The organism is Ruegeria sp. HKCCD6604 (genome assembly GCF_013110635.1).
Lineage (GTDB): Bacteria > Pseudomonadota > Alphaproteobacteria > Rhodobacterales > Rhodobacteraceae > Ruegeria.
The window spans coordinates 323756-349507 of sequence record NZ_WVQW01000003.1; the positions used below are offsets into that span (position 1 = coordinate 323756).

The 25752-nt window shown below is 59.0% G+C and carries 20 protein-coding genes and 1 pseudogene; 10 read left to right on the forward strand and 11 right to left on the reverse strand.

From position 1 onward, the window contains the following. Positions 1-253: 253 nt before the first annotated feature. Positions 254-1750, reverse strand: a complete 1497-nt coding sequence (locus GS614_RS11475) for an aldehyde dehydrogenase family protein (RefSeq protein WP_171233345.1) — start codon at positions 1748-1750, stop codon at positions 254-256. Positions 1751-1768: 18 nt separating this feature from the next. Then, positions 1769-2875, reverse strand: coding sequence for a saccharopine dehydrogenase family protein (locus GS614_RS11480; RefSeq protein WP_171726327.1), 1107 nt, complete (start codon positions 2873-2875; stop codon positions 1769-1771). 640 nt (positions 2876-3515) lie between these two features. Here GS614_RS11480 and GS614_RS11485 point away from each other — a divergent pair. From GS614_RS11485 to GS614_RS11495, 3 genes are all read left to right on the forward strand, one after another. Continuing rightward, complete coding sequence (locus GS614_RS11485) at positions 3516-5990, forward strand: CoA transferase (RefSeq protein ID WP_171726328.1); 2475 nt, start codon at positions 3516-3518, stop codon at positions 5988-5990. 241 nt (positions 5991-6231) lie between these two features. Further along, a complete protein-coding gene (locus tag GS614_RS11490; protein ID WP_171726329.1) occupies positions 6232-7482 on the forward strand; it encodes an aminotransferase class V-fold PLP-dependent enzyme in 1251 nt (416 codons plus the stop codon). A gap of 28 nt (positions 7483-7510) precedes the next feature. Then, positions 7511-9928, forward strand: a complete 2418-nt coding sequence (locus GS614_RS11495; protein WP_171726330.1) for an FAD-dependent oxidoreductase — start codon at positions 7511-7513, stop codon at positions 9926-9928. 61 nt (positions 9929-9989) lie between these two features. Here GS614_RS11495 and GS614_RS11500 read toward each other — a convergent pair whose 3' ends face one another. Together GS614_RS11500 and GS614_RS11505 are read right to left on the reverse strand one after the other, a co-directional pair. Continuing rightward, positions 9990-10607 (reverse strand): UbiX family flavin prenyltransferase, encoded by a 618-nt coding sequence (locus tag GS614_RS11500; protein ID WP_171726331.1) that lies wholly within the window; start codon positions 10605-10607, stop codon positions 9990-9992. Next, complete coding sequence (locus GS614_RS11505) at positions 10604-12112, reverse strand: UbiD family decarboxylase (protein ID WP_171331563.1); 1509 nt, start codon at positions 12110-12112, stop codon at positions 10604-10606. The genes GS614_RS11500 and GS614_RS11505 overlap by 4 nt, the downstream gene beginning before the upstream one ends. A 137-nt stretch (positions 12113-12249) precedes the next feature. Between GS614_RS11505 and GS614_RS11510 the strand changes: the two genes are divergently transcribed. The 3 genes from GS614_RS11510 to GS614_RS11520 are packed head-to-tail and all read left to right on the forward strand — an operon-like array spanning position 12250 to position 14691. Beyond that, positions 12250-12792, forward strand: a complete 543-nt coding sequence (locus GS614_RS11510) for an SCP2 domain-containing protein (RefSeq protein WP_367396986.1) — start codon at positions 12250-12252, stop codon at positions 12790-12792. Continuing rightward, a complete protein-coding gene (locus tag GS614_RS11515) occupies positions 12792-13769 on the forward strand; it encodes a peptidase U32 family protein (protein ID WP_171615258.1) in 978 nt (325 codons plus the stop codon). The genes GS614_RS11510 and GS614_RS11515 overlap by 1 nt, the downstream gene beginning before the upstream one ends. Positions 13770-13773: 4 nt before the next feature. Next, entirely contained in the window at positions 13774-14691 is a 918-nt protein-coding gene (locus GS614_RS11520) for a U32 family peptidase (protein ID WP_171726332.1), read from the forward strand. Between the two features lie 54 nt (positions 14692-14745). On the opposite strand, the gene GS614_RS11525 is transcribed toward GS614_RS11520, so the two are convergent. From GS614_RS11525 to GS614_RS11535, 3 genes are all read right to left on the reverse strand, one after another. Continuing rightward, positions 14746-16008 carry an MFS transporter gene (locus GS614_RS11525; protein ID WP_171726333.1) on the reverse strand — a complete coding sequence of 421 codons (1263 nt, stop codon included), beginning with the start codon at positions 16006-16008 and terminating at the stop codon, positions 14746-14748. A gap of 178 nt (positions 16009-16186) precedes the next feature. Beyond that, on the reverse strand, positions 16187-17359 hold the full coding sequence (locus GS614_RS11530) for a diaminopropionate ammonia-lyase (protein ID WP_171726334.1): 1173 nt from the start codon (positions 17357-17359) through the stop codon (positions 16187-16189). Positions 17360-17373: 14 nt separating this feature from the next. Further along, on the reverse strand, positions 17374-18516 hold the full coding sequence (locus GS614_RS11535; RefSeq protein WP_171726335.1) for an amidohydrolase: 1143 nt from the start codon (positions 18514-18516) through the stop codon (positions 17374-17376). 109 nt (positions 18517-18625) lie between these two features. Here GS614_RS11535 and GS614_RS11540 point away from each other — a divergent pair, with 109 nt between their 5' ends. Continuing rightward, positions 18626-19087: an Lrp/AsnC family transcriptional regulator gene (locus GS614_RS11540; RefSeq protein ID WP_171726336.1), complete on the forward strand. Its 462-nt coding sequence runs from the start codon at positions 18626-18628 to the stop codon at positions 19085-19087. A gap of 131 nt (positions 19088-19218) precedes the next feature. On the opposite strand, the gene GS614_RS11545 is transcribed toward GS614_RS11540, so the two are convergent. From GS614_RS11545 to GS614_RS11555, 3 genes and pseudogenes are all read right to left on the reverse strand, one after another. After that, entirely contained in the window at positions 19219-19683 is a 465-nt protein-coding gene (locus tag GS614_RS11545; protein ID WP_216601156.1) for a hypothetical protein, read from the reverse strand. A gap of 3 nt (positions 19684-19686) precedes the next feature. Continuing rightward, a complete protein-coding gene (locus GS614_RS11550; protein ID WP_216601157.1) occupies positions 19687-20445 on the reverse strand; it encodes a CocE/NonD family hydrolase C-terminal non-catalytic domain-containing protein in 759 nt (252 codons plus the stop codon). Positions 20446-20462: 17 nt separating this feature from the next. Beyond that, positions 20463-22181, reverse strand: a pseudogene (locus tag GS614_RS11555) (FAD-dependent oxidoreductase). A gap of 425 nt (positions 22182-22606) precedes the next feature. Between GS614_RS11555 and GS614_RS11560 the strand changes: the two are divergent. Beyond that, positions 22607-22951, forward strand: coding sequence for a Rid family hydrolase (locus tag GS614_RS11560; RefSeq protein ID WP_171726339.1), 345 nt, complete (start codon positions 22607-22609; stop codon positions 22949-22951). Between the two features lie 80 nt (positions 22952-23031). Here GS614_RS11560 and GS614_RS11565 read toward each other — a convergent pair whose 3' ends face one another. Next, positions 23032-23958 (reverse strand): LysR family transcriptional regulator, encoded by a 927-nt coding sequence (locus GS614_RS11565; protein ID WP_171726340.1) that lies wholly within the window; start codon positions 23956-23958, stop codon positions 23032-23034. A gap of 157 nt (positions 23959-24115) precedes the next feature. Between GS614_RS11565 and GS614_RS11570 the strand changes: the two genes are divergently transcribed. Together GS614_RS11570 and GS614_RS11575 are read left to right on the forward strand one after the other, a co-directional pair. Then, positions 24116-25132, forward strand: coding sequence for a TRAP transporter substrate-binding protein (locus GS614_RS11570; RefSeq protein ID WP_171726341.1), 1017 nt, complete (start codon positions 24116-24118; stop codon positions 25130-25132). Between the two features lie 67 nt (positions 25133-25199). Further along, a complete protein-coding gene (locus GS614_RS11575; protein WP_170347177.1) occupies positions 25200-25736 on the forward strand; it encodes a TRAP transporter small permease in 537 nt (178 codons plus the stop codon). Positions 25737-25752 lie beyond the last annotated feature (16 nt).

Genomic DNA, 25752 nt, shown 5'->3' on the forward strand with positions numbered 1-25752 from the left:
CAAAGCCTCGGAGGGTCTCCTACCGAAACGCGTCGGATGGCCATCATGGAAACGATACGCGCGTTGCCGCCGCCCTGGCGACATTCACGACAACCCATCTGCATCGAAACGACCGCCGCAGCGTCTACATCGAAACCCGCGGCCTGAACACTGCTTCAACATATAGGAAAAAACAAACACCCGGGACTGGTCGTCCCGGGTGGTGTTTTTGCGGGCTATTCAAGTTTTTTGCCCGACAACTATCCAGCGACACTCAGATGTCGAATTTGACGCCCTGGGCCAGTGGAAGTTCGGCAGAGTAATTCACGGTGTTGGTCTGTCGGCGCATATAGGCTTTCCACGCGTCCGAACCGCTTTCGCGCCCGCCGCCGGTTTCCTTCTCTCCGCCAAAGGCGCCACCGATCTCTGCCCCTGAGGGCCCGATATTGACGTTGGCAATTCCGCAATCGGATCCGGCTGCGGACAGGAACTGCTCGGCCTCGCGCATGTTCAGGGTAAACACGCAGGATGAAAGGCCTTGCGGTACGTCATTCTGAAGCTCTACCGCGTCGTCGAAATCGTCATAGCCCATGACGTATAGGATCGGCGCAAAGGTTTCGGTTTTCACGGTCGCGGTCTGACCCGGCATTTCGACAATCGCAGGTTCCATGTATACGCCTGCCGGAACGCCTTCGGTAACGCGGTTGCCGCCGAACACCGAACCGCCTTCCGCTTCGGCCGCTTTCAAAGCCGCGGTCATCGCCGCGCCCGCCGCTTCGTCCACAAGCGGTCCAACCAACGTGCCGTCTGTCAGAGGATTGCCGATGGGCAGACCCGAATAGGCTTTTTTCAGACGGCTCACCAGTTCTTCGCGGATCGAGTTGTGCACGATCAGGCGACGCAGCGTGGTGCAGCGTTGACCGGCGGTACCAACTGCCGAAAAGACAATCGCGCGCACAGCCATCTCCAAATCAGCCGAAGGGCCGACGATCATTGCGTTGTTGCCACCCAGTTCCAGAATGCACTTGCCAAAGCGCTGTGCGACGATGGGGGCGACAGCACGGCCCATGCGGGTCGATCCCGTGGCCGAGATCACCGGAACATCTTCACTGGCCACCAGTCTTTCTCCCAGATCGGCGCCACCGATAAGCGTTTGCAGAAGACCGTCCGGCGCATCGCCAAACCGGGCCAGGGCGCGTTCGAAAACCTTTTGACAGGCCAGCGCCGTCAGCGGGGTTTTTTCGGACGGTTTCCAGATCACCGGATCACCGCATACGAGGGCCAGAGCAGCATTCCACGACCAAACCGCGACAGGGAAATTGAACGCGGAAATCACACCAACCGGGCCAGCAGGATGCCAGGTTTCCATCATCCGGTGGCCTGGACGTTCGGACGCGATGGTCAGACCATAAAGCTGACGCGACAGGCCGACGGCAAAGTCACAGATGTCGATCATCTCCTGCACTTCGCCCAGACCTTCCGAGGTGATCTTGCCTGCTTCCCAACTGACCAGAGCACCCAGATCATCCTTGGCCGCGCGCAGCTCTTCACCCAACAGGCGGATCAGTTCACCCCGGCGCGGGGCGGGGACCACGCGCCATTCCCTGAACGCGGCCTTTGCACGGGAAAAGATGGCGTCCATGTCCGAGATCGGCGTCTCGTGCACTTCGGCCAGCAGGCTTCCGTCAATCGGCGACGTGACCTTGAGCGTGCCGCCTTTGAGTTGGGCCTCGGTCAGATCCAGGTTTGCAAGCGTGGTTTGGGCTGTCATTACGATGTCTTTCATATCTCAGGCCGCCTTGTTCTGTTCGGTGACGTCGCCAGCGCGATACAGCTGGCCAAACTCAGTGTTGAGGAAATCGTCCAGCTTGACCTGTTCCTGCCGGACAAAGCCTTTCGAGGGCAGCGCTCCGATCCGCATCAGATCGACCACCCCCAGCACGCCTGCGGCGGTCGTGACCTGAATGGCGCTCCAGACCTGTCCATTGATGGTGCGGGCAAAGGATTTGTTGATCAGGGACTTTTCGCGCAGCACGCCATCAATGACGCCTTTTGCGGTGCAATATACCAGTACCACGTCCTGATCGGTGCGGGGCAGGGCGGCCTCGAATATCTCTTTCAGCAGGTCGCGGCGGCGTTCCAGCCCCAGATCGTTCAAAAGCAGCTTCAGGATATCGCAATGACCCGGATAGCGGATCGAGCGATAGGACACATCCCGCGCCTTGCCTTCCAGCGTTTCCGGCAACGTGCCCAGACCGCCCGACGTATTGAAGCATTCGTATTCCACGCCGTCATGGCCTAGAATCTCGTAGCTCTCCAACGGCGCGGTCTTGACCAGCTTGCCGTTCACGATGGCATCGCATGGGTTGCAATATTCGTTGATCAACCCGTCGGTGGACCAGGTCAGGTTGTATTTCAGCGCGTTGGTCGGATAAAGCGGCAGTGCCCCCACCCGCATGTGCAGGCTGTCAATCTGGTCAAACTCCGCCGCCAGCGAAGCTCCGGCGATGCCGACAAAACCTGGCGCCAGACCGCATTGCGGCATAAACGCAGTTGCGCTGTCCCCGGCCAGTTCACGCACCGCATTCGTGGCCGCAACATCTTCGGTCAGGTCGAAATAATGCGCCCCCGCCGCTTTGGACGCTTTGGCGATCGAAGGGGTCAAGAAGAACGGCGCCGCCGAGATGACTGCGTCGAAACCGGTCAGTTCCCGGGCCAGCCCGTCCGCGTCATTGGCATCGATCTGTCTGGTTCCAATGCCCATCTTCGAGATATCACCAAGCGCTTTCAGATCGTGATCAGCGACCGTCACAGAGTAATTCGGCGACCCTTTCAACAGGGTTGCAATCATCTGTCCGATCTTTCCAGCGCCGACAACGCACACATTCCAGGACATAAAGATCTCCGCTGTTTCCCATCCTGTTCCAAGCGTGACGCGCGGCCTCGACAATTCATAGGTGTCAATTTGACGAATTGATGTATGTGGCCGTCATATTGGCGGAAAATGAGATATTTTATCGGAAGCGCAATTGCCGGCCATGTGTCGCGACAGGTCCTGCCACGTGCCAACGTGGCCCTTGGCCGATTGCGCCGTGACCTTTTGTCTTGTGGCGCCCGACACTTGGGAAGCTCCACGTTCTTAAGCGATTCCAATAACTTGTTTTCTGACTGCCGGGCGCAACAGTCCGGTGATCTTGCAACGCGACTGATCCGCTTCCATCCGGGCCTCGGAGCGCTTCCAAGTATGCGGCACACGCGGATTTTTGAGCGATGTTTCTCGTTTGCGACATGGCTTGGTCAAATCGAACAACTTCTTGGCATTGCGCGGCTGCATGGTACGCCCAGGGGTCGTCGGAGAAGGCTGTGAAGCTCGGTCGTGGCCGCCTTGTCGCGTGTTGAACAAGGGCAGGTATTGCATTGATCGCGTTATGTCCCAAGCCTGAAAACTCAGCCTGTTCCGGAAAGGGCGTTGTGACCTCTTGCCTGCACGCCGCTACGCAACAAACACACCAAACACTCTGGGAGGGTCACAACGGATGACTGCAAGGCCTCTCGATCATATTCGTGTCCTCGATTTTGGCCAATACCTGGCTGGTCCACTGGTTGGCATGATGCTTGCTGATTTGGGGGCAGAGGTGATCCGCATCGACCCGCCCGGTGGCCCGCGATTGAAAGAACCGGCCACAGACATGCTGTCACGCGGCAAAACCGCCGTGACGATCGACCTCAAATCCGAAGGGGGTTTGCAGGTCGCGCGCGAATTTGTGGCGCGGGCTGACGTGGTGATCGAGAACTTCCGGCCCGGCGTGATGGAGAGGCTGGGCATAGGTCCGAAAGCTCTGCGCGACATAAATCCGCGCATCGTGTCATTGTCATTGCCGGGGTTTGCCTCAAATGATCCCGCGCTGGCCGATCTTCCGGCGTGGGAAGCCGTGATCGCGGCCCGTACCGGGCAATTCACGGATATGGGGCTGAACCGGCGCCTGATGGGCATCAACCCATCCTTTTCACCTTTGACGCTGGCATCCGCCTATGGCGCTTCATTCGGCGCGATGGCCGTGCAGTTCGCTTTGGCTGCACGTGACCGAAACGGAGGCGATCACATCGAGGTGCCTCTGGCTTCGGCTTTGCTGGAAGGGTTGGTGTATAACTGTGAGCAGATTGAAGACTATCCCGAACGCTACAAGTCCCCTCGCGAAGTGGAACTTGACAGGCGCGCAGCCGAAGGCTTGCCAACGGATCTGAGCTTTGCGGAACTGGAAGAGTTCCTGGACCCTTTCTATAGAACTTATACCTGCGCCGACGGGCGTGGGTTCTATGTGGTGGCGGGCAGTGTGAAAACACATCCCCGGCGGGTGTTGGAGACGCTTGGCCTCAAAGACCTTGCCGATCAATTGCCGGACTTCGACGCCTATCTCGATACCGCAGACTGGCCGGATGAATGGTCGCTGCGCAACTACCCCGTCGGTGCAAGGGATCGCGCGCGTGTGTCCAACGCGATGAAAAAGGCCTTTCTGACAAGGCCCTCTCATGAGTGGGAAGCCCTTTTCGGGTCTGCCAAGGCGCCCGGAACGGCGCAACGGTTCAGCAAGGAATGGCTGGCCGATCCGCACGCTTTGGCCTCGGGTCTGGTGTTGGAGGTAGAGGACCCGCGTCATGGGAAGATGCAGCAGATGGGAAATGTTGCGTGGCTTGCGGATGATGGCGCTGCGCTGGTCAAAAAACCGGGCCCCGACCCTGATGACGCACCCGTTTCAACGATACTTGCTGAACCACCGCGCAGCGGACCACCAGCCGCAAGCGGCCAGGGCTGGCTGGAGGGGTTGAAGGTGCTGGACCTGACCAACGTGATCGCCGGTCCGACGATCGGGTCCACGCTGGCGCGATTTGGCGCTCAGGTGACATCCGTTCAGCCGACAGAGCCATCAGTCGATCCGTGGAACACCGTGGTTTTCGGTCTGCACGCACATCGTGGAAAACAAAGCGTTTTGCTAAACCTGAGCTCGGATGACGGGAAGCGGGCGTTGCGACGGCTCATCGACTCCTCGGATGTCATCACCATGAACGGCACGGATGAGCAGCGCGATGCCCTGGGTTTGAGCGCGGAAGAGCTGGCGGCGATCAACCCCCGCCTCATACTGGTGCAACTCGATGCCTTTGGCGGTCCTGCGCGCGGACCCAAATCGGACCATCTGGGGTATGACGATCTGGCGCAGGCCGCGACAGGGGTCATGGTGCGTTTTGGCGGTGGCATGGCCACGCCCGAAGAACATGCGCATTTCGGTACCATTGACGTTCTGACCGGCTATTGCGCATGTGTTGCGCTTGGTGCGGCCCTGCTGAGATTGCAGAAAACCGGCAAAGGCGGGATTGCGCGGGCGGCGTTGGCGGCGGCCGGCAACCTCATTCAGGCGCAATTGATGTATGATTTCGAAGGCCGCGCGCCCTTTGACGAACCAGCCGGGCGCGCAGCTATGGGCTGGGGACCATTCTACCATTGTTACCGCGCGGCGGACGGGTGGATGTTCTTTGCCGCACCCGCCGAACAACGCGAAGCCCTGCGCCGTGTCTCGGACCTCGCCAGCGTGGCCGATACACCGGAGAAGGAATTGCCGGATGCGCTTGCGGATCATTTTGCAAGGCAACCTGTTGATTACTGGCGAAAGGCGTTTTCCGGTTCCGCCAGCACTGTCATGCCTCTGGGATCGCTGCATGACACGCGCGACGCCGTGTTGCAGCCGGAAAGTGCCGGGAATATCGACCTGACGCGGGGAACGTTCAGCGTCATTCGGCATGACATGCATCCTATGGGCCGGTGGTGCGATCTGGTTGCACCAAACGCTGTGCGACCCGAACGCGCCCGGATCGTCATTCCCGGACCGATGCCGAAATACGGCGCGGATACACGCAGCATTCTGCGAAGCGTCGGTTATGCAGATGAGGATATCGACGCGATGATCTCTGCTGGATCGGCCGCCGAAAGCTGGTCGGAAAAGTACTTGCCCGAGTAGTCGACCAGCCACAGATGGCTCGGAAATCAAGAAGATATGCCATCCGCCGCCGCAGGCACGGGGTCCCCGGCCCGGCGAAGGGTGGTATCCGTCGTGATAAGCTTTGGGCTGGCACCCGCGCGTCTTGCACAGAATATTCTACCGCTTTGCCACAGTTTTTTTTGCATGTCTTGCGGCAAGAACCGTCCTAGGGTCGGCAAAGCACAGCTTTGCACACACAACGAAACAAGAACCACTGACCATGAGCCAAATATCAGAGAGCCTGCTGAACCAAATCCGCAGCCGCTTTGCCCAGATCGATCATTGCCCCGAACAGGGTGAACGGATCTTTTTCGAGAATGCCGGAGGCGCACTGACATTGAATTCAGTGTTGGAAAGTTCGGTTTGTTACGCCGCCATCCCGGACAACCAGGGGCGCGACAATCCGGGATCCCATGCGCTGGTCGCCACGATCAACGCGGCCAAGGCGGATATGCGGGATTTCATGAACGCACCCGGCGGGCAGTTCTTTGTGGGTGAAAGCGGTACAGAGCTGTTGTTCCGGCTTATCATGAACGCATGTCTGGGAACGGGTCCGGGCGTTGTGCTGGGATCCACATTGGAACACCCGGCGACTCGTTCGGCCTGTGATCGTTGGGCCCGCATTTCCGGGCAAACCCACGTTTTGGTGCCCCATGATGACGCCACCGGCACCGTCTCGGCCGAAGCCTATGCCGCGGCCGTGACACCGGATACCAAAGTGGCGACGATCCTGCAGACCTCTCCGGTGACGGGAATGGGCGTTGACGTCGCTGCCGTCTCTCAGGCCATCCGCGCCGTGGCTCCGGATTGTTTCATCATCGTCGATGGCATCCAGCACGCAGCGCATGGCCGGATCGATCTGACCGCCTATTACGTCGATGGTTATGTGATTTCACCCTACAAGGTGTTTTCGCGTCATGGCTACGGCGTGGCCTGGATCTCTGATCGCTTGACCGCGCTGGAGCACAACGCCTTGCTGGATGGCCCCGCGGACAATTGGGAAATGGGAACGCGCGACACCGGAGCTTATGCCACGATGTCCGACGTCGTATCCTATTTCGAATGGCTGGGCAGTCAGGTCAGCGATGCCGAAGACCGGCGCGGCAAGTTTCTGGCGGCGGGTGATGCGATCTATGCGCAGGAAAAGGCGCTGACCGACGCGATGATCCACGGCACCGGCAACCTGAGCGGCCTGGCCGAGATGGAAAAAGTCACCATTCTGGGCGGGGCCGACAACCCGGCGCGAGAAGGTCTGGTATCGCTGCGTGTCGAAGGCGTGGCCTCGTCCGAGGTCGTCAAACGGCTGAACGAACACGGTATCCGCACGCATCTGCGCAAGGCGGATCACTATTCCGGCAATATCCTGACACCGCTTGGCTATGATGCCTGTGTGCGGGTCTCGATGTGTCACTACAACTCGATCGGCGAAGTCGCCAAATTCCTTGCCGTCATGAAAGAAATCGCCGCCTGAGCCGCGCCATATCCAAGGACATTCCCTCATGAAAACCCATGCACAAGCTGTTGTCATCGGCGGCGGCCTTGCCGGTACGTCGATACTGTATCACCTTGCCAAACTCGGCTGGACGGATTCCATCCTGCTGGAACGCGACGAGTTGACCAGCGGATCGACCTGGCACGCGGCGGCCAACATCCACGGTCTGCATGACAACAACAACATCACCCGCATCCAGCACTATACGATGAACCTGTACAAAGAGCTGGAGAAGGAAACCGGCCAAAGCTGCGGGGTGTTCCAGCCCGGATCGCTCTATCTGGCCCAGACCGAAGAGCGCGAGCAACAGCTGCGCCTGCAAGAGGCGAAGGCCCGGTTTTATGGGCTGAATTTTCACGAGATCAGCCGGGAAGAGGCCAAAGAGCTGCACCCGCTGGCGCAGTTCGATGACATCCGCTGCATCATGTACGAACCTGATGGCGGCAATGTGGACCCGTCCGGCGTGCCGCACGCCTATGCCGCCGGGGCCCGTGCGATGGGGGCCACCATCGAACGGTTCTGCCCGGTGATCGCCACGGAACAGCAACCCGATGGCAGTTGGATCGTTCGTACGCCCAAGGGTGACATTCATGCCCAATGGGTGGTCAACGCGGCGGGCCTCTGGGGGCGCGAGGTGGCGGCGCTGGCAGGCTTGACCCTGCCGCTGCAACCGACCGAACATCAGTATTTCGTGACCGAAAGCATCGACGAAGTGGCCAGTCTGGGCCGTCGTCTGCCGTCAATCGCCGACCGGGACGGCGAGTATTACTTCCGACAAGAGGGCAACGGCCTGCTGATCGGGGCCTATGAGAAAGACATGAAGTTCTGGGCCGAAGACGGCACGCCGCTCGACTTTGCGCATGATCTGTTCCCCGACGATCTGGACCGGATCATGGAAAACGTGATCCGCGCCACCGAACGCGTGCCCGTTGCCGCCACAGCCGGGGTGAAACGGGTGATAAACGGCCCGATGATCTGGTCGCCGGATGCTAACATGCTGTGGGGGCCGGTGCCCGAGCTGAAGAACTATTTCCTCTGCGGCGGCCTGATCCCCGGCTTCTCGCAATCCGGTGGGCTGGGGCTGTTGGCGGCGCAATGGATGATCGAGGGTGAGCCGCAATATGACATGTTCGCCTGGGATCTCGCCCGCTTTGGCGACTGGGCCGACAAAAAGTTCACCAAGGCCCGGGTCGAAGACGCCTACACCCATCGCTTCAAAATCCACTTCCCGAATGAAGAACGCAGCGCAGGCCGCCCGGCCCGAGTGCGCCCCGCCTACGAGATGCAGAAACAGATGGGCTGTGTCTTTGGTCTCAACTGTGGTTGGGAACACCCGTTGTGGTTTGCCGATGAACCCGGCACCGAAGAGACCACTGGTTTCACCCGCCAGAACTGGTTTGATCCGGTCGGGCGCGAGGTTCAGATGCTGCGCGACAGCGTGGGCGTGATCGACATCTCGAACTTCGCCAATTACGTGATCAAGGGGCCTGGCGCCTATGACTGGCTGGACCGCCTGGTGGCCAATCGCGTGCCGACCGAAATTGGGCGCAGCTGCCTGACGCCGCTGATCTCGGTCCGCGGTGGCGTGGCGGGGGATTTCACCATCACCAAGCTGGCGGAAGACGAATATATGATGATTGGCTCCGGCATGGCTGAACGCTATCATCAGCGCTTCTTTCAGATGGTGGAAATGCCTCAGGGCACAACTCTTGAAGTCGCAACGGACCGCATTGCCGGGTTCAACATCGCCGGCCCAAAATCACGCGAGGCATTGGCGCGCCTGACCAATACAGACCTTTCCAACGAAGCGTTCCGCTTCATGCGGTCCCGGAAGATCACCGTTGCAGGTGTTGATTGCGTGGCCATCCGGGTCAGCTTTACCGGCGATCTGGGTTGGGAACTGCACTGCGCCGAAACCGATCAGGTCGCGCTTTACTCTGCATTGCTCGAAGCCGCCGAAGACTGCGGTGGCGGCCCCGTGGGTGGACGGGCGCTTGGGTCGCTGCGCATCGAAAAGGGTTATGGATCCTGGGGGCGGGAATATTCCCAAGAATACTGGCCGCAAGAGGTCGGGCTAACGGGCCTGATCAAGCTGGACAAGGATTTCCTGCACAAAGACGCCTATCTGTCCATCAAGGGAAAAGCTCCGCGCGAGGTCCTGTCCATCTTTGAACTGGACGTGACCGAGGATGCCGACGCCACCGGCAGTGAGCCGATCTTTACACCCGATGGTGTGCCTGTCGGCCGTGTCACATCGGGGGCGTACGGGTATTCAGTCGGGAAATCTCTGGCTTTGGGTTTCCGCAACCCCGAGGTAGCGCGGCCAGGGGATGAAGTGGTGATCCAGGTGATTGGCAAACCGCATAAGGCTCGGGTGCTGGCAGATGCGCCGTTCGATCCTTTGGGCGGCAGGCTGCGCGGCTGAAACAACCGGCCCGCCCGATCAAGCTCATGCCGTGGCCACAGATCTCATCCGCGATCTGTGGCTATGGGATGTGCAATTTGCTTTCGAATCGTTCGACAGGGTCCGCCTCGGTTTCGGGGTGCCACTGTTTCGCGGCCGGTTCGCAAACCTTCAGACAATCAACCGCGCGCGCTGCGATCTGATCCGCGATTTCGGCTATGTCGACGGGGTTCAAATAAAAGGCAGGCACGGGGGGCAGGATGATGGCTCCCATTTCTGCGGCCGCCGTCATATTGCGCAAATGAGCAAGTGTCAGCGGCGCTTCTCGTGCCAGCAGTACCAGTGGGCGTCGTTCCTTGAGCTGCACGCCCGCCGCGCGTGTCAGCAGGTTGTCGTCCAGGCCATGCGCAATCGCACCCAGTGAGCGCATGGAACAGGGCGCGACGATCATCCCGGATACCGGTACCGAACCGGATGCTATACTGGCCCCGATATCGGCGGGCGCGTGATGACGGCTTGCCGACTGCCGCAGTTCCTTCAGGGCATCCGGGCCGCATTCCTGCGCAAGCGTCAGACGGGCGGCGGGGCTGACGACCAGGTCGATTTCGATATCCGCTGATGTCAGATGTCGTGCCACCGCAAGGCTCAAAACCGCACCGGAAGCGCCTGACACGCCTAAGACTACTCGGGTTTTCGTCATGTTCTCAGCTCTGGCATCAATCTGTCTATCAGGTCTTCCGCAAATGCGTGATCAACCTTTTCGGTGCGCATGACCGTCCCCCATTCCCGCCCTGTTTCACTGCCTGTTTTTGTCGTGGCGTCGATGCCAAGCTTTCCGGCCAGACCGGGTTCGGGTGAGGCGAAATCCAGATAATCCATGGGTGTCTTGTCCAGGATCATCACATCACGGCCCGGGTCCATTCGCGTGGCAATCGCCCAGGCGATATCGTCCCAGTTTCGGGGATCGATATCGGCATCTACCGCAACGATCATCTTCGTATAGCTGAATTGCGGCAGCATCCCCCAAAGCGCCATCATCACACGCCGGGCCTGGCCCGGATATCGCTTGTCGATGGCGACGATGGCGATGCGATAGGAACAGGCGGCAGGCGGCAGCCAAAGGTCGTGTATTTCGGGGATCTGAGCGCGAATGGTCGGCAAGGCCAGGCGATTGAACACTTCGCCAATGATGGCAGGTTCGTCAGGCGGGCGTCCAGTATAGGTTGACAGATACAGCGGCGCCTCGCAATGGGTCACGGCCGTGACATGCATCACCGGAAACGGCTCGGCGGGATTGTAGTACCCGGTGTGATCCCCAAACGGCCCTTCGGGTGCTGTCTCGTTTGGCGACACCCAGCCTTCCAGAACGATCTCGGCATCTGCCGGTACAAGCAGAGGGACGGATTTGGCCGGAACCAACCGCGGCCGGTTCTGGTTCAGGGCCCCGGCAAATGTCAGCTCAGACACCATTTCGGGCAGGGGCAGAGCCGCCGACAACAAGGTCGCGGGGTTTGCGCCCAGAACAATTGCGACCGGCATCGTTTCGCCATGCTGCGCCCAACTGCGATGATGAGCGGCCCCGCCGCGATGTGGCAACCAGCGCATGATCAGACGGTTCCGGTCCAGCACCTGAACGCGATAGACGCCGGCATTGTAGGTCTGTGCCGCGTCGGGTTCGCTGCCACGCGGCCGGGTGATGACCACAGGCCAGGTGATCAGGGGCCCCGCGTCCCGGGGCCAATGTGTCTGGATCGGCAGCGCTGAAAGATCAACATCGGTTTCGCAGTGGCAAACCTGCTGAACAGCGGCGGTTTTGACCTGCTTCGGCCGCGTGGACAATGCGGCCTTCAGCATCGGCCACCGGGACAGCGCATCCCGCAACCCGCCCGGCGGTGTCGGGGCCCGAAGCGCGGCCAGAAACGCGCCCAGATCGTCCAGCCCATCGGAAGAAACGCCCAGTCCGGCGGCGACGCGTTCCGAAGTTCCGAACAGGTTCACCACAACCGGTATGTCGCACTGCCCCGAGGGCACGCCCGTCGGTGTGTCGAATTGCAACACGGGCCCATTGGCCTCTAACACGGCGCGGTGGACAGCGGTCATTTGATGGCGCACGGAAACCGGTTCGGCGATGCGCCTGAACTGCCCTGTTTCTTCACACCATTTCAGAAAATGTCGAAGGCTGGGATATGGCGACAGAGTGCGAATGGGTTTGCTCCGGCGGTGGTGCCCACCCTCTAGCAGCGAAAGAGGCCGGTCGAATTGACAACCGTCAAGTCCCGGGCGCCGGTGCGGCTTTAGGAAGGCTGCACCGGTTCACTTTGTTGAGACAGCAGGAGGTCTGTTTGTCCGATCCCCGAAACCCGATACCGCGATGCCCTGCCGCTTTGGCCGCGGCCCTGCAGTTTGTTCCGCTTGCACCTTTGTCGCTGTCACTGACGGCGTTTTCCCGCAAAATAACCAAGAAACACCCCGGCTTGCTCAACCGGCTCGGTAAATACAGCCGGGCAGCCTTTGTGCTTGATCCAACGGATCTGCCCGTTGTCCTTCTGCTTGAACCGAATGACGGCGCACCGAGAATAAGACTTAGCCGAAGGCGCGTGGCAGGGGCCGCGCGAATTTCCGGCCCACTGGCCGCGCTGTTGGGGCTGGTGCATGGTGCGTTTGACGGTGACGCCCTGTTCTTTTCACGCGATCTACTGATCGAGGGCGACACAGCCGCGGCACTGGCGCTGCGCAACGCAATTGACGACGCAGAGCTGGACCTCGCGCACGAGGCCGCAGCCCTTTCCGGCCCGCTTGCGCGCCCGCTGAAGCAGATCATCGCCTTTGCAGAGCGTCGGACCGGCCTGTGTTTGAACCGACCCGAGGACGCGATCCTATGGTAATGGAAATCGTTTGCCCGGCGGGAACGCCCGCGGCCCTGCGTGCAGCCGTCAAGGCCGGGGCTCACACGGTCTATTGTGGCTTCAATGACGAAACCAATGCGCGGAACTTTCCGGGGCTCAACTTTGACCGCGCTGAAATGCGGGCCGGAATTTCCTTTGCCCATGGTCACGGATCGAAGGTGTTGATTGCAATCAATACCTTCCCGCAGGCGGGCAACGAAGGGATCTGGAAACAAGCCGTGGCGGATGCCGAAATCTGCGGTGCAGATGCTGTCATTCTCGCCGATCTGGGCTTGCTGGACTACGCGGCGCGACATCATCCCAAGCTGCGCAGACATCTGTCCGTGCAGGCCGCGGCGGCCAATGCTGACGTGATCAATTTCTATGCTGAAACTTTCGGTGTGAAGCGGGTGGTCTTGCCGCGCGTTTTGTCCGTGCCGGAAATTGCCGCGATCAACTCTGAAACCGACGTCGAAACCGAAGTCTTCGTGTTCGGCGGTCTTTGCGTCATGGCCGAGGGGCGATGCTCGCTGTCCTCTTATGCCACCGGGTTGTCTCCAAACATGAACGGTGTCTGTTCTCCTGCCAGCCATGTGCAGTATCAAGAAGAACAGGGCGCGCTGAACGCGCGCCTTGGCGGGTACCTGATCCACCGGGTCGAACGGGATGAGCCCGCACCGTATCCGACTTTGTGCAAAGGGTGTTTTTCCGCAGGTGAAAAAACCGGGCACCTGTTCGAGGATCCCGTCAGTCTGAACGCAGAACGGCTGATCCCGCAATTGCAAAAGGCAGGTGTGACAGCCTTGAAGATCGAAGGGCGCCAGCGGTCAAAATCCTATGTCGCACAAGTCGTTCGGAATTTTCGCGCCGCGGTCGATGCGCTGGAGTCAGGCCAGCCGATGCCCGAAGGTATGCTTGCGCGATTGTCGGAAGGGCAGGCCATGACGACCGGCGCTTACAAAAAGACGTGGAGGTGATCCGATGGAACTGACAGTAGGTCCGAACCAGTTCTTCTGGCCCGCCGAAACCTGGGCTGCATTTTACGATGATCTGGCCCGATCGCCCGTCGACCGCGTCGTGCTTGGGGAACTGGTCTGTTCCAAGCGCTTGCCGTTTTACCAGGATCGTATCCCCGCAGCGATTTCCCGGCTGGTGGAGGCGGGCAAAGAGGTTGCGCTGACAAGCCTGGCCCTGGTGACCCTGAAACGCGAGCGCAATCTCACCGCTGAGCTTGCAGAAATGGGCGTCATGGTCGAGATCAACGATCTGACCGCGCTGGCACATTTGCCCGGCACCTGCACGTTTGCCGTTGGCCCGTTGGTAAATGTCTACAACGAAGGCACTTTGAGGTGGTTGGCCGTTCGGGGTGCGCGCCGGGTTTGTCTTCCGCCGGAATTGCCCATCGCTTCGGTCAAAACGCTGGCGCAAGCTGCCTCGGACTTGGGCGTCGCGATCGAAATATGGGGGCATGGCAGGTTGCCGCTGGCCATTTCCGGGCGCTGTTACCACGCGCGATTGCATGGGCGCAGCAAGGACAATTGCCAGTTTGCCTGCGAAGACGATCCCGACGGGTTGGACGTTCTGACCGGCGACGGCAAGCCCTTTATGGCCATGAACGGTGTGCAGACCCTGTCAGACAGCCATGCCTGTACGGATCATCAGATCGACCTGCTGAAACAGGCTGGCATCTCGGCGTTGCGTCTTTCCCCGCAATCTGGCGGTTTTCGTCAGCTGTGCACACTGTATCGAAAACGTATCGACGGTGATCTTCCCCAAGGAGAAGTGGAGGGCGCCCTGCGTGGCGCTGATCCTGGTATTCGGTTGAGCGACGGATTTCTGACGGGGTCCTGCGGTGCAGAATGGTCCGGTGCTTCAAAGGCGGCTTCGATCTCGGTTTGATCGCGGCATCGGCATGACGTCCGACGCGCCGGACGTGAATGAAACAGCCTATGCTTAAAACCCTTGGGATGAGTCCGGGTTTGTCCGGGTTTCTTCCTCTTGAACCCAGGTTTCGGCCTGCAAGACCCCGGGTTGCCCGGTGCCGATAATCCCCACGACCTGCACATCGCCGGTGTCGGTGGGCGCGGCCACCTGAACGCGCCGGATCAATGCGAAAAGGGCGACCGCAATACCGATAGCCGCCAGAAGAAACGGAAGACCGCGCCCGCCGAACAATGAGATAGAGTTCGGCCCCAGCATGGTTCCCACCAGCAGGCCGACATTCAGCAGCAGCACCATCGTGCCACTGGCGGGAACGATCTGAGACAGCTTGAGCTGATCATTGGCATGCGCCGTCAGGATCGAATACGCGGGATACAGCCCGATTGCGATCAGTACAAAACCATAGACGATATGAGACGGCGACGTATCGATGGCCATCCAAAGACTGGACAAGGTCGTAACGACACCCAGCCCGATGACGACATAGCGTCTGTCGGTGTGATCCGACAGCCAGCCTACGGGGTATTGCACCACCGCACCGGCGATCAGCGCCGCCACCAGCGCCCCTGACGCCTGCGCCGTCGTAAAGCCGTTTTGCAACGCATAAAGCGGCAACGAGATATAGGACGCGGCGACACCGATGCTAACCAGAACGATTCCGATGACTGCGATGGGCGAAACCTTGTAAAGCACAGGAACCGACATGCGTTCCGGCGCGGCATACTCCGGCGCCTTGTTGCCCGACAGAAGAAGCGGCACGATCGAAAGCGAAATCAGGATGGAAACAAGCCCGAACAGCAGGTTCCCGGTAGGGTCGGGAAAGCCGACTATGGCGGTGCCAAGCGCCGGGCCGGCAAGCTGTATAATGAAGTATAGCGACAGAACCTGAGCGCGCATGTTGTTCTCGGATTTCGCGTTCAGCCAGCTTTCGGTGATGACGTAAAGCCCCGGGTAACAAAACCCGCCCAACAGACGCATCACGCTCCAGCTGATCGCGTCGCTGGTCAGCAGATGCACGATGGCCGCAATCGAAACCAGCGAGGCGAGGGCCGAAAATGCCCGAATATGCCCGACATTTTCAACCAGCCTCGGGGCAAGTGCCGTCCCCGCAAGCGCGCCCAAAGGATAGCTTGCCTGCATGACGGAAATCGTGAAGTCACTAAAGCCCAGACTGGCCCCCCGGATCGTCAGCAACGTCGCCAACAGACCGTTGGCAACCATCAGCATGAACATCCCCAGGAACAGTGCCCAGTTTTCGTTTAACGCGCGTATCATGGCCAACCGCTACTGATGCGGGTCTGGCCTGTATACAACTCCTACGACATCGGGATGTCGTTTGATGGAACTTCTCCGTTGCAGGCCACTATGTCGGATTCAACCGTCCCAAGGCCCATTGCAACTGGGCTTTGGGCTGAGCTGATTGGCCTCGGTGCCCGCAGGAATTGCGGCTGAGCTACACGTCGCCTTGTATGATCCGGGCATAGATATCGGGATCCGTCACACCTTCGGAACCGATCGTCAAAACCCGAGACTGCGGCGTCAATCCAAGCTTCTGAAAAAGCTCGGGGTTGTTGGCTGCTTCGATCAATGCAGCCAATCCGGCAACGCCGCTCTCACCGGCTTCGATCGCCGGATCACTGCCATGCGGACGCGCCAGGCGACGGACGGTGGGCGGTATCAGCTGATCGTCGATTGTCAGAAAGTCCGACGCTTCGCTGCGCAAAACCTCCCACGCCATCGGAGACGGCACCCCGCAGGACAAACCCGCCATGATGGTCTCTTCATCGATATCTACGGACGCGGCTTGCCCCTGCCTTGCGCTTTCGAACAAACACGCCGCCAGATGCGGTTCCACGACCACGACGCGCGGCGCGGCATCACCCCAGGCCTGACGCAAAGCTGCCGCAACCGCCGCGGCAAGCCCTCCAACTCCACCTTGCAGAAAGACATGCGTCGGTGCCGCGTCCATTGCATCCACGACTTCCTTGACCATGACGCCATAGCCCGACATCACGTCGCGCGGCGGGTCGGTGTAGCCTGGCCAGGATGTGTCCGAAACCACGAACCAGCCGTTCTCGTCGGCTTCCCGCCGACACTGATCCACCGAGGCGTCATAGTCTCCATCGATGCGCACGACGTCGGCCCCGAGTTCGCGCATGGCCTGCGCGCGACCTTCACTGACTTCGGCGTGAATGTAGATCCGGCAAGGCGCGCCGAACCGCTTGCACCCCCACGCAAGCGACCGACCGTGGTTTCCATCGGTCGCCGAAACAAGCGTGATACTGGCAACCATGTCGGCGCAGCGGCCAGTACGGATATCTTCCAATGACACGTCCTGACCGGTCCGGCGCGATATTTCACGTTGCAGAACGCGCAAGGCGGCAAAGGCCCCCCCCAAGGCCTTGAAACTTCCAAGACCAAACCGGGGACCTTCATCTTTGTAGTGAACCTCCGCGACGCCGATCTCGGCTGCCAACGCGGGCAAAGAATGCAGAGGCGTTGGCGCATACCCCTCCCATTGGATGATTTCCCTTGCTGCGCGATCGAAATCCTGTTGTGTCAAAACGGTTTCGGCAGCGGGGCCGAAGCTCGGCCTGCCTGCCTGATGCACGATGATTTCTGTCATGGTCGTGTATCCTGTCAGGGGGTCAGCGGCAGGCGCTGCCGCACCAGCTCTGCCCAGAGTTCTGCACCCAGCGGGAGCAGTTCGTCGTTGAAATCGTAATCAGCCGAGTGCAGCGGTCGGCCATTTGATCCTTCGGTCCCGTTGCCGATAAGCAGGAAACACCCGGGCACAACGGCAGCAAATTCGGCAAAATCTTCAGAAAAAGACATGGCAGGGTGGTCTCCGTCCACCTCAAGGCCCATGGCCGAAGCCGCTGCAACGACATGCGATGCGGCATCGGCATCATTGTTTGCCTCGATGAATTCGGTACGGAAATCCACACTCACCTCGACGCCATGGCTTTCGGCCACACCGCCTGCGATCTGGCGCATGGTGCGTTCGATCAACTTGCGGTCTTCCGGTGACATGGCCCGCGCGTCACCTTTCAGAACAGTGCGCCCCGGAAGCACATTGCGCTGCCCGTCGGTGATGAACTCGGTCACCGACACCACGGCGCCGGATGAAGGTGCAAGTTTGCGTGAAACGATGGTTTGCAGGGCCAATACCAGTTCCGCCGCAGGCGTGATCGTTTCGCGCCCGACATGCGGCATCGAGGCATGACCGCCTTGACCGGAAAGCGTGATTTCAAACAGGCTTTCACTGCAACAGATGACACCGGCGCGGGTGGAAACCCGCCCGACAGGCTCTCCCGGAAGATTGTGCGCGCCGTAAACCTCATCAATCGGGAAGGTCCGCAAAACCCCTTCATCGATCATCGCCCTTGCCCCAAGCCCATGCTCTTCGTTGGGCTGGAACAGAAAGACAACCGTGCCGTCAAACGCCGGATCCTTGGCCAGCAATTCGGCGGCCCCAAGCAGCATCACCGTGTGGCCATCATGGCCACAGGCATGCATGACACCTTCGTTCTGCGACGTGTGCGCAAACGTGTTGACTTCGGTGATCGGCAGCGCGTCGAAATCCGCGCGCAGCCCGATGGCGCGATTGCCATTGCCCGCCTTCAAGACGCCCACGACACCGACCCCTTCAAACACCTCGATGCCCAGGTTGCGCAGATGCTCGGCAATCCGGGCCTTGGTCCGAACTTCCTGAAATCCAAGCTCGGGGTTGCGATGAAACTCGTGGCGCAACGCACGCAGGCGTTCTGTCAATGCTGTCACGGCAAAACTTCCCCTTCGACGTGTTGCTTCACATGTGTGAAACAAGTTTATTGCAAGAGACCTGAAAAAAGGGCTCTAGTTGGTGGCCAGCGATGCAAGTTTCTTTCACATGACGCAATTGGATGATTTTGACCGCGCGATCCTGCGGATTTTGCAACAAGACAACAGAACCACGCAGCACAAGATTGGCGAGGCCGTAAATCTGTCCGCGCCCTCGGTGCAGCGCCGTATCCGCCGGATGGAGGCCGAGGGCGTGATACGAGCCAATGTGGCCGTCGTTGACCCGGCGGCCGTGGGTCTTCAGCTTACCATCTTCGTTGAACTTGAACTGGTCAGCGAAACCCCGGACGAGATTGATGCCGTCAAGAAAACCCTGCTGAATGCTCCGGAAGTCCAGCAATGCTTTTACGTGACCGGAGAGGTTGATTTCATGATTGTCGTGGTCGTCGAAAGCATGGCGGTCTACGAAGATTTCACCCGCAGGATGTTCTTTGAAAACGGAAATATTCGAAAGTTCAGAACCTTCGTTTCCATGGATACCATCAAATCCGGCAGTGCTTTGGGGTTCTGACCGGCACATGGTGCAACGACAGACCCGTCCAGACATGTCCGCGCAGGCCTGGACCATTCGGTTGGGTTGACAGGACTGCAAAGGCAAGTCCCGCCACGGGTCTCAGCGCCGTTGTTCCAAGGTGTTTTCAACTACATTCCATTGCGCGGAATGACATGCGCTTTCTCTTCTTCAAAGATCAGCTCCTCTCCTGACCATGCCTTCAGGCGCGAGATCAAATGAAACTCGGTGGCCGTTGCCTGTTGTTCGGAATAGGTCCAGATCCTGGCCGACCAGTCTTCTCGGTCGAAACCGGCGGTCTGCTCCATCGTGGCAACAGCCGAAAGCGGATCACCCGGAAGGATTGTATATCTTCGATCCGACACGTCGCTGAGCACCGTCCCAATATCGTCCAGGCGGAAATCTCCCACCGGCCCGAAAACGCCCCCATCCAGAAAAAACTTGTGTGTCACCTTGCCATTGGTCAGGTCCGTGTGGACCGAGCGTTCCATCGAGCCCGAGCGCACCTTGGTCTTTCTTGCGGCCTCACCGGACGCTGCCGGTTCCGGCAGCGGGCGGGGTTCCGTTGTGTCAACGCCTGGGTTGCGGATGGGCAAATGCTACTGAGATTGACCCGGACGGATCGTGAGCGTCACAGGTTCGGGGGCGGGCCAGAGTACGGGCCAATACGCCGAAGCGATCTGCAAAACGATGCGATGACCCGGCGGAACCCGATATCCTGTTCCATACATCGGGACGGTTACAGCCATCTCCTCGCCGGGTGTGATCGGTGTGGGTTCTATATCGCTGATGCGGTGGTTGAGGTTGCAGAATCCCCGTGCAATCAGCGTCTGCGCACCGTTCGGGGCTTCGTCCACCAACAATGCAACGACAAAGCCCTGAGCCTGATCTGCGGACACTTTCAGATCGACGGACGGTTGCCCTAGGATATCAAGCGCGTCTGCAAGTGGCGCCGCTTTGAACTGCAACGCGCCGGCGGCGTCGATCCGGCAGTCTGCCGCCATGTCTCCGGGAATGGCGAAAGAGCACATATCGCCTGCGGCCGCCCCGAAGCTTGGCGGCGAGCAAATCGCAAGCTCTGCTGCGGAAACGGCGTCTGCCTCAAGCGTCTGCTGAATCAGCCACAGGGACGTGTTGGTGATATTCGGTGACGGCCAAAACGCGGCGCCTGCCAACCGCTCGCGCCACATGTCAAGCCAGCGGTCCGCGCCGACAATCTCTGGGTCAGGTGGCATGGCGTTATTCAGTTGTATGATCGAAACCCACCAGAAATTGTCGTTGGCCAGGCATCCGCTGCAAAAGTGGACGTCCTCGCGCCACCGGTCGTCCGTGCCCATCAACGTCGCGATCGTCTTCAACTCGTATTCCGGTGGCGTCACCACCGAAGGCCAAGGCGCTGCGCGTCATAGACTGCCGCGTGTATGTTGCGTGAAAAAACGGCGTCTCCGATCCGGCAAAGATCAAAACCGGCATTCGGGTCCACCTGCGGAAACACGTCACCCGAATTGGCGACCAAAGCGTCGTGATCCACACGGCCACGATTTCGCGAAAGCGGCTTGAGTTGGAAATAGAGATCATCCAGAGGCAAGGTGCCCTGATTGACAATCACCTGATCATACATGCGCTTTTCAACAAGATCCGAGTAATCCGTTCCAATCGCCGCTTCCAGTTGATTGCCTGAACGTACCAGCGATTTCAGCGTCCGGGTTACGGTGAACACCGCCCCCGTTTTTTGCAGCGCCCGCATATATGGCACCAGAGTCATGCCCATGATCTCGGGCACAAAGCTGCGGTCGCGGGTCATGATCTCAACCTGCGCACCGGATTCGGCGATGATTTCTGCCGCCATCAGGGCCGGGTGGTCGCCCGCATCATCGTGGATCAGGACAATTTCGCGGGGGGGCACGTCTGCGGACAGGATGTCCCACGCCGAAATCGCCAGACCTTTGCCGGTTTCCAATATTGTCTTCTCGGGCAAGCCTCCGGTTGCGATCACGACCATATCAGGGGAAAGGGCTGTTACGTTCTCGGCCTCTGCAAACGTGTTGAACTGGAACCTGACGTCACGCGCAGCATATTGCGCCATGTGCCAGTCGATGATCCCGTCCTTCTCGGCCCGGTGCCGGGATTGCGCGGCCAGACGCACCTGACCGCCAGGTTCAGGGGCCGCTTCCAAAACGGCAACATCATGCGCGACCCGCGCCGCTTCAAGCCCTCCGGGCCCGGCGCCGACGACGACCGTCCGGCGGCGGGAATTGGCCGCGGGAATCACATCCGTCATGGCCGGATCCGTATGAATGCCCCCGCGAATGACTTTCAGGAAACCGACCTGACCGCTGTCGCGCAGCCGCCGGGCGATTTCCAGCCCGTCTTCTTCGGTGATGCCGCCTTTTTCAACCTCATCCGCGGTATAGCGGACGCCAACGATGAAATCCTGCCCGACACGGTCGCGGATCGCATCCAGAACCATGAAGCCGAACCGCAACCGATTGTCGAAACTGCCGCCTTAGGGCGCGTCCATCTTATTGGTCAGCGGCGACCAGAACTGATCGATCAGGTGGCTATAGGCTTGCAATTCGATTCCGTCGAGACCCGCGGCCTTCATACGCTCGGCTGCATCGGCGTAGTCGCTCACGATCCGTTCGATATCATGGTCTTCCATCTTCTTTGCAAAGGCCCGGTGGGCCGGTTCACGGTAATGCGAAGAAGAGACCGACGGCAGCCAATCGCCCTTGTTCCAACCCGTGCGCCGCCCCAGATGGGTCAACGGGATCATGACCGCGCAACCATGAGCATGGCAGGCATCCGTCAATTCGGCCATCCAGCGCACCACCTCGTCCTTGTAGGCAAGGACGTTGTTGAACACCAGAGGGCTGTCGCGACTGACGGTGGCAGAGCCCGCCGTCATGGTCATCGCCACCCCAGCTTTTGCGCGCATCTCATGATAGGCACGGTAACGCTCTTTCGGCATACCGTCTTCGGGGTAGGCGGGTTCATGACTGGTCGTCTTGATCCTGTTCTTCAGCGTCAGATGTTTCAGCTGATAGGGTAGCAGCAGCACATCGCGTGACCACCCGTCCTTTTTTGAAACCATTTTCGTCAGTCGACCAACTTCGCTGTCCTGCATCGGACATGCAAAAAAGCAGCGTTTCGGCAGTGTCGGGTGGCATATGGCGCTCCGATATAGGGGCGAGCGGAGGAGCTCTTAGCCGATTGAAAGCAGACTGGGAAATCTCCGTAAAACGCCTTGTGAACCAGGGCCGCGATGTTTCACCAAATGCGTTGGCCGAAGAGTGCAAGACAGGAAAGAAAAAGCATCGGTGAAAACGTCCTATCCGCAAGGCGCTGGCAACCGCTTATCACGTCTCCGAGCACCGGACATAAGCGTGCTATTAGGCTGAAAGCCCCCGCGCAGCAGGCTGGCAATTATTCGATGATTGAAGGTCCGGGCTGGCGGTTGGCGTCGTTTCGCTCTATCGCCCAACCGGAACATACCCATCGTGACAGGAGACAGCAGTCGTGACCATTACTCGGATCGAGACCGGCAAACGCATGAGCCGCATCGTCAAACATAACGGAACCGCCTATCTGTGCGGTCAGGTTTCCGATGCCGCAACTGTTGCGGATCAAACCCGTGACATCCTTGCCAAGATCGAGGACCTTCTGGCCAAGGCCGGCAGCGACAAGACGCGCATCCTGCAATGTGTGATCTGGCTGTCGGACATGGCCGACTTTGCCGAAATGAACGCGGTCTGGGATGCCTGGGTGCCAGAGGGCCACGCCCCGGCCCGTGCCTGCGGCGAGGCGAAACTGGCCCGTGATGTTCTGAAGGTCGAAATGATCGTTACCGCAGCCAGCGATTGATCCGCGCGGCCTCGCGTCTTGTGCAAATTTCAGGTACGGGCGGGTTTGGGCCTGGGAAACAAGACGCCCTGTCCGCGTTCCTACTGTACCTCAGAATGCACCTTTACCAGAGTTTCCAGAAACAGCTTGGCCACGCGTGTTGGCGCAGGTTGTTTTCTGGCCACGGCCGCGAAACGGGTTCTGTATTTGATCTCTTTGGGCAGGACCTGTTTCATAAGCCCCTGTTCGACAAATTCCTGCGCCAGATGATCGGGAAGAAACCCAAGGTAGCGACCTGAGAGTATCAGAATGACAAGGGCTTGTTCGTTCTGCACTTTGGCCGCACGTCGAAACCCCAGTTGTTGACCAACGATGAGATTTGGAGAGTTCACATTCAGGCCGGCATAGTTGAACTTGCGAAGAACACTCAGCTTCAATTCTGGATCCGACCGGTCAAACAGAGGGTGTTCCTGCCCACAGTACAAGAACATGTTTTCCCCATAGAGCGGTGTGTAATCCAGGCTTGCCGATGGTCGGTGCAAAGCGATGATGCCGACATCCAGATGCCCGGTGATGACCATTGTCTCAATCACGTTGGGGGGTTCCAGCGACAACTCAATGTGAACCGCCGGTGCGGCCTCATTGAACTTGTGAATGGTGCGGGCAAGTTGGGCTTCGGGGTTGGTTGTACATTGATCGAACAGAGCCACGCGAATACTGCCGGCCAGTTGTTGTTTGACTTCGTTGACCTCGGTTCTGAACTGCGCCACGGAAATAAGCAGGTCTTCAGCCGCCGCCAGCACCTTCTCGCCGTCTTCCGTCAGTGAAAACCCTGACGGCCCCCGGTTGCACAGCTTCAGGCCAAGCCTCAGTTCCAGATCAGACAAGTGTTTCGAGATCGTCGATTTTCCAATGTTCAGCTCGATCTCGGCGGCAGTGATACCACCACTTTCTGCGACGGTTTTGAACACGCGCAGCAGACGGATGTCCGTGTCGCCGATCCGGGTATCAAGTTTGTTCTGACTCATATCGTATGTTTGAGATTTATGAAACCTTTCGCGCAAATATTAACAACGACGAAACCATTTTGGCAAGTTAGCTTCGTGTCGCCGAGGTAGAATCGGACTGGCCTATTTCTCCCCAGGTCAGCGCGCACCTCGAAACACGACAAATGGGAGGAAATCCATGTCATTTATCAAAAAGCTTGGCACTTTCAGCGCAGCCGTTTCCGTTGCCGCACTGATGGTCGCCGGCACGGCCGAGGCGAAGAACTTCAAGATCGCTGTCGGCGACAGCGCCGGCAGCGCACAAGAGGCGCTGGGGCTCGCTTTCGTGAAAGCGCTCGAAGAAAAATCAGGTGGTGAGCACACCGCGACACTGTTCCTGAACGGTCAGCTCGGTTCCGAGCAGGACACCGTGAACGAAGCGGCCATCGGCACGCTCGATATGTCTTTGCTGGCAATCAACAACATCACGCCATTCTCGCCCTCGGTCGGCGTTTTCACTCTGCCCTATGTTATTCTCAGCCTGGAAGATGCCGAAAAACTGACCCAGGGTCCAATCGGTCAGGAACTGATCGAAAACACCATCCGTGATGCCGGCGTCCGCATCATCGGCTGGACGTATACCGGTTTCCGCCGTCTGACGAACTCGAAGAAGCCGGTCAAATCGGTTGCGGACTTGCAGGATCTGATCATCCGCGTTCCCAAGAACGAAATCATGATCGAAACCTACAAGGCATGGGGCATCAACCCGACCCCGATGGCCTGGTCCGAAACCTTCACCGGCCTGCAGACCAAAGTGGTTGACGGTCAGGACAACCCTTACCTGACCATCAATGCGATGAAGTTCTACGAGGTTCAGGACCACGTCACCAACCTGCGTTACATCTTCTCGATCGAACCGCTGATCATCTCGGAAGTCATCTTCCAGGACCTGTCCGAAGAGGAACAGCAGATGATCCTGGAAGCAGGGCAGGAAGCCACTCAGGTCTCGGCACAGTTCCTGCGTGATTCAGAGGCCGCCATCAAAGAAGAGCTGACGGCCAAGGGAATGGCAATCATCGACCCCGAGAACGACGAAGCCGAGTTCATTCAACTGGCAACCGAAGCCGTATGGCCGCAGTTCTACGAGTCCATTGGTGGTGTCGAGAAGCTGAATGCAGTTCTCGAAGCCATCGGCCGCGAGCCGGTCCAGCAATAATCGCCCCAGAGCGATAGCGGGAGGAGCGCTGCGGCGCTCTTCTCAATTCAGGGAGGAGTGAAACCACATGTTCTGGAAATTTCTGGACAACATAGAAAGTATCATCTGCCGGATCCTCTTATCCGGCTTCGTCTGCCTTTTGTTCGTGCAGATCATCGCGCGCGAAGTCTTCGGCTTTTCGATCAGCTGGATCGAAGAACTTTCGGTCTACATGTTCGTGTGGTTCGTCTATTTCGGCGCAAGTTACGCCGCTCTGAAAGGCGCGCATAACCGGGTGACGTTCCAGTTCAAGTTCCTGCCTGAGGGGGCGATCAAGTACATCGAAGCTTTTGCCGATCTCTTCTGGCTCTTCTTCAATGTCTACTTCCTGTATCTGGCGACAGATTTTGTCTTCAACAAGATGAACAAATTCTGGAAGTCCCAGACCCTGGGTATCGAGATGAAATACATCTACATGGTGCTGCCCATCGCCTTTGCGCTGATGACCGTCCGCATCATTCAGGTGAACTACCGCCGCCTTATCAAGGGCGAAGATATTCACGATCCCGATCAGATCGACCTCGACGAAATCAAAGCTGCGACTGAAGCAGCAAAGAAATCCTAAGGGCAGGGGGATAAAC

Bases quoted from the DNA above. Each gene is read 5' to 3' on its own strand.
- GS614_RS11475 (WP_171233345.1), bottom strand. From the start codon at position 1,750: ATGACAGCCCAAACCACGCTTGCAAACCTGGATCTGACCGAGGCCCAA.
- GS614_RS11480 (WP_171726327.1), bottom strand. From the start codon at position 2,875: ATGTCCTGGAATGTGTGCGTTGTCGGCGCTGGAAAGATCGGACAGATG.
- GS614_RS11485 (WP_171726328.1), top strand. From the start codon at position 3,516: ATGACTGCAAGGCCTCTCGATCATATTCGTGTCCTCGATTTTGGCCAA.
- GS614_RS11490 (WP_171726329.1), top strand. From the start codon at position 6,232: ATGAGCCAAATATCAGAGAGCCTGCTGAACCAAATCCGCAGCCGCTTT.
- GS614_RS11495 (WP_171726330.1), top strand. From the start codon at position 7,511: ATGAAAACCCATGCACAAGCTGTTGTCATCGGCGGCGGCCTTGCCGGT.
- GS614_RS11500 (WP_171726331.1), bottom strand. From the start codon at position 10,607: ATGACGAAAACCCGAGTAGTCTTAGGCGTGTCAGGCGCTTCCGGTGCG.
- GS614_RS11515 (WP_171615258.1), top strand. From the start codon at position 12,792: ATGGAAATCGTTTGCCCGGCGGGAACGCCCGCGGCCCTGCGTGCAGCC.
- GS614_RS11520 (WP_171726332.1), top strand. From the start codon at position 13,774: ATGGAACTGACAGTAGGTCCGAACCAGTTCTTCTGGCCCGCCGAAACC.
- GS614_RS11525 (WP_171726333.1), bottom strand. From the start codon at position 16,008: ATGATACGCGCGTTAAACGAAAACTGGGCACTGTTCCTGGGGATGTTC.
- GS614_RS11530 (WP_171726334.1), bottom strand. From the start codon at position 17,359: ATGACAGAAATCATCGTGCATCAGGCAGGCAGGCCGAGCTTCGGCCCC.
- GS614_RS11540 (WP_171726336.1), top strand. From the start codon at position 18,626: ATGACGCAATTGGATGATTTTGACCGCGCGATCCTGCGGATTTTGCAA.
- GS614_RS11565 (WP_171726340.1), bottom strand. From the start codon at position 23,958: ATGAGTCAGAACAAACTTGATACCCGGATCGGCGACACGGACATCCGT.
- GS614_RS11570 (WP_171726341.1), top strand. From the start codon at position 24,116: ATGTCATTTATCAAAAAGCTTGGCACTTTCAGCGCAGCCGTTTCCGTT.
- GS614_RS11575 (WP_170347177.1), top strand. From the start codon at position 25,200: ATGTTCTGGAAATTTCTGGACAACATAGAAAGTATCATCTGCCGGATC.